Source organism: Actinomycetota bacterium (genome assembly GCA_036280995.1).
Classification (GTDB): domain Bacteria; phylum Actinomycetota; class CALGFH01; order CALGFH01; family CALGFH01; genus CALGFH01.
On record DASUPQ010000553.1, the window covers coordinates 1 to 4,125 of the forward strand.

The 4,125-nt window shown below is 72.7% G+C and carries 5 protein-coding genes; all 5 read right to left on the bottom strand.

Features of this window, described 5'->3' with window-relative positions; genetic code table 11:
- On the bottom strand, positions 1-705 hold a 705-nt coding region (locus VF468_18695), incomplete at its 3' end, for a hypothetical protein (GenBank protein ID HEX5880320.1).
- Positions 702-1,739 (bottom strand): glycoside hydrolase family 43 protein, encoded by a 1,038-nt coding sequence (locus VF468_18700; protein HEX5880321.1) that lies wholly within the window; start codon positions 1,737-1,739, stop codon positions 702-704. The genes VF468_18695 and VF468_18700, both read right to left, overlap by 4 nt.
- A 2-nt stretch (positions 1,740-1,741) precedes the next feature.
- On the bottom strand, positions 1,742-2,644 hold the full coding sequence (locus VF468_18705; protein HEX5880322.1) for a carbohydrate ABC transporter permease: 903 nt from the start codon (positions 2,642-2,644) through the stop codon (positions 1,742-1,744).
- Position 2,645: 1 nt separating this feature from the next.
- Positions 2,646-3,635, bottom strand: a complete 990-nt coding sequence (locus VF468_18710; GenBank protein HEX5880323.1) for a sugar ABC transporter permease — start codon at positions 3,633-3,635, stop codon at positions 2,646-2,648.
- Positions 3,636-3,641: 6 nt separating this feature from the next.
- The coding region (locus VF468_18715; protein ID HEX5880324.1) for an ABC transporter substrate-binding protein at positions 3,642-4,125 on the bottom strand (484 nt) is incomplete at its 5' end.

A 4,125-nucleotide genomic window follows, 5' to 3' on the forward strand; every position in this document is an offset into this window, starting at 1 on the left:
CTCGACCCAGGCGACCGTGCGGCCGCTGGCCGCCATCACCACCGGTGCGGCGGCCCGCAGCGCCAGGCTGGCCCGGCCGGTCCGGGGGCTCCAGACGGCCAGCCCCCCACCCCGCCCGACAACGTCCACCAGCAGGCCACCGGGGACCCCGGCGACCGGCCGCCGGCCCAACGGCAGGACGCCTCGCGCCACCACCGCGGCCCGCCCGGCCGGGCCGTCGAGCGCGACCTCGCGCACCCGGAACCAGCGGTCGGGGTCACCGGTCTGCTCGACCAGCCAGACCCGCCCGGGGGCGGCCGAGGCGAGCGCGTAGGCGGCGGCCCCGAGCGGGGTCGCCGGCCGGCCAGGCCGGTTCAGGGCCGCGTAGGCCGTCCCGCCGCGCACGGCCACGACCGTCCCGTCGCCCCGGACCAGCCCGCCGTCGCCGCCCGGCGCCCCCTCGGGCAGCGGGACCGGGCGCGCCGCGCCGGTGCCCAGGTCGACCCGGAACAGGCCGTCCTCCGCCCCGAGGAGCAGGCTGGCCCCGCTCGTCCCGGCCGGCGCGGCCGGGCCCGTGGCCGCGGGCACGGTCGCAGCGGGCCCGGTCGCCGGCACCGCGCCGTCGTCCGCCGGCGGCGCCACCAGGACCGCGGCCGCCCGCAACGCCAGCAGCGCCGCCACCACCATCCCCAGGACCACCGCCGTCCGGCGGGCGCGGCCGCTCATGGCGCCTCCTGGGGGCTGGCGGTCGGGCCGTCGACCCGTGGGCGGCCGCCGGAGAAGCTGAGCCGGTCCAGCCACATGGCCCGCTGCCCGCCGGCGTCGTCGCCGACGGCCGCGCTGTCCCAGGCATGGTAGGCGAGCCAGAGGTCGCCGTCGCCGGCCCGCACCACCGCCTGGCCGCCCGGCCCGGCGGCCGGGCCGTGGCTGCGCAGGATCGGGTTGCCGGGGCCGTCGCGGTAGGGGCCGAGCACCTTGGTGGCGGTGGCGTAGCCGACCGCGTAGTCGGGGCTGCCGTAGTCGTTGGCCGAGTAGAGCAGATAGTAGGTGCCGCCCTCCCGCCAGAGGGTCGGCGCCTCGATGAGCGCGCCCTCCCACGGGGCGTCGTTGCCGACCCCGAGGCTCCTCGGCCTGCCGGTCAGCCGCAGGCCGTCGTCGTCCAGCCGCTGGGCCCACAGCTCAGTCGGCAGGCCGCAGCAGTTGCCGTCGTTCTTCCAGAGGAGGTAGGCGGCGCCGTCGCGGTCGACGAAGCGGTGCGGGTCGATCGACCCGCCGAGGCTGGTCTGGCAGACCAGCGGTTCGCTGCGGCGGTCCCGGAACGGGCCCTCGGGCCGGTCGGCCACGGCCACCGAGACGCACTGGCGGCCGGAGGCGGCGTGCCGGAGGGTGTAGTACAGCACGAACCCGGCCGGCGTCCTGGCCGCCTCCGGCGCCCAGGTGAGGCCCTTCTGGAGCACGCTCCACTCCGGCAGCTCGGGCAGGGCGTCGTCCAGCCGCTCCCAGCGCACCAGGTCGCGCGACCGGGCCACCTGGAGGTTCACGGTCAGGTCGCCGGTGGCATAGGCGTACCAGGTCTCCCCCACCTGCAGCAGGTGGGGGTCGGCGAAGTTGCCCTCGAGGACCGGGTTGGCGAATTGGGCCGGCCGGGGCGCGGTCGACGGCGCCGGCCTCCCGGCCCCGTCCCCGGCGTCCTGGCCGCAGGCGGCGGCCAGCGCCAGTCCCAGCGCCAGCAGCGGGCGGGCGAGTCGGCCGCGGGTCACCCCTACCCCTTGAGACCGCTCCGCGAGACCCCCTCGATGATGAACCGCTGGGCGATCACGAACAGGATCAGGACCGGGATGCTGGCCACCACCCCGCCGACCATGATGGTGGCGTAGTCGGTGGTGAAGGCGCTCTGCATGGTGGACAGGCCCGGCTGGATGGTCAGGCGCTCGGGGCTGAACAGCACGTACAGCGGCCAGAGGAAGTCGTTCCAGTTAGTCAGGAAGCTGAGCAGGGCCAGGGTGGCCAGGGCGGGCTTGGACAGCGGCAGGATCACCTTGTAGAAGATCTGCCACCGGCTCGCCCCGTCCAGCACGGCCGCCTCCTCCAGCTCCCTTGGCAGCGACACGAAGAACTGGCGCAGGAAGAACACCCCGAAGGCGCCTCCCACGCCGGGCACGATCACCGCCGTCAGGCTGTCCAGCCAGCCCAGCTCGGCCACGATCACGTAGTTGGGGATCAGCAGGACGATCGGGGGGATGAAGATGGTGGCGATCACCAGGGCGGTGATCAGCCGCTTGCCGGGGAAGTCCATCCGGGCCAGCGCGTAGGCGGCCATCGACGCGGTGAGCACGATCAGGGCGGCCTGGGCGGCCGCCGCGATCAGGCTGTTGGCGAACCAGCGCAGCACCGGCGTCTGGGCGGCGTTGAAGATGAAGGTGTAGTTCTCGGTCGTCGGGTCCTTGGGGATCCAGGTCGGCTGGGCGGCCTCGAAGTTGGTCTTGAACGAGGTCGTGAGCATGAACAGCAGCGGGCTGACGAACAGCACAGTGAGCAGCAGCAGGCCCGTGTAGGAGCCGAGCCGGCTGGCCAGCGACGGGCCCCTGGTCCCGCCGCCGACCGACGCCCGCGAGGGCGGCGCCTGCTCCCGCGGCGGCTGGTTGGTGGTTGCGGTCGTGGCCACCTCAGCGCTCCTTCCGCTCGCGGAACAAGAAGAACACCACCACGCTGATGACGATCAGGCACAGGGTGAGGATGAAGCTGGCGGCGGCCGCGTTGCCCATGCGGAAGTCGCGCAGGCCCTCCTGGCCGATGTACATGATCGCCGAGCGCGTGTCGAACCCCGGCCGTCCCTCGGTGATCAGGTAGGGCTGGCCGAACACGTTGGCCGAGGCCAGGATCGTGATGGTGATGATGAACACCAGCACCGGGCGCAGCCCGGGAAGGGTGACGTTGCGGAACTGCTGCCAGGGGTTCGCCCCGTCGACCTTGGCTGCCTCATACAGCTCCTTGGGGATGTCCTGGAGCCCGGCAAGGTAGATGACGGTGTTGAAGCCGAGCGTCCACCACACCGTCGGGCCGACCAGCGCCGCCCACACCCAGGGGGTCTGGGTCGTCCAGGGGACGTTGGTGTCGATGCCGATCTTGTCCAGGTAGTAGTTGACCAGGCCGATGTTGGGGTCGAGCAAAAAGGCCCAGAGAATGCCGATCACGGCCACCCCGAGCACGTAGGGGGCGAAGAAGGCGGCCCGGAAGAAGTTCCGGCCCGGGAACTTCTGGTTCAGCATCACGGCCACGGCCAGCGGGATGGCCACTAGCAGGGGCACGCTGAACAGCACGAACTTGCCGGTGGCCTCCATCGACTGCCAGAACGGCCCGCTCGTCACCGTGCCCGGCCGGAACAGGTTGAGGTAGTTCTGCAGCCCGACGAACGGCTTGCCGGGCAGCAGGAAGTCCCAGTCGTGCAGGCTGATCCAGATGACGTAGACGGACGGGGCCAACACGAACACGCCGAACAGGATCAGGTACGGGGCCAGGAACAGGTAGGGGGTGATGCCGCCGCCCCCCGCCACCGCCCCGCCGGCGCCGCGCCGCCCGCGACCCCGCCGCAGCGACCCGGCGCCGGGACCGGCGGCCGGAGGCGAGGCCCGGCCGCCGACGTCCGTCGTGGTCATCGCCCGCTACCCCCCGTACTTCTTCTTGTTGGCGGCGAGCAGCTCGTTGGCCTTGGAGGTGGCGTCGTCCAGGGCCTCCTTGGGCGACTTCTTGCCCAGCACCGCCTCGTTCACGGCCAGCTCGAAGGTCGGCGTGGTGACCTCGCCGATGCCCGGCACCGCCGGCGGGAACTTGACGTAGTCGAGCTGCTGGGCGGCGATGTTCTGGACCTCCAGCGCCTGGAACTCGGGGGTCTCCCGGACCGAGGCCCGGGCCGGGACCTGGCCGGCCTTGGCCCAGTCGATCGAATGGTCGCTGATCCAGGCGATGAACACCTTGGACGCCTGCAGCTTGTTGGGGTCCTTCTGGGCCTGGGAGGTGACCACGAAGTTGTGGGAGCTGGCCCAGACGGCCGGCTGCGAGCCGATCTGGGGCAGCGGAGCCGCTCCCCACTCCAGGCTCTTGACCTTGGCCCACTCATTCATCATCCAGATGCCGTCCCAGGTGAGG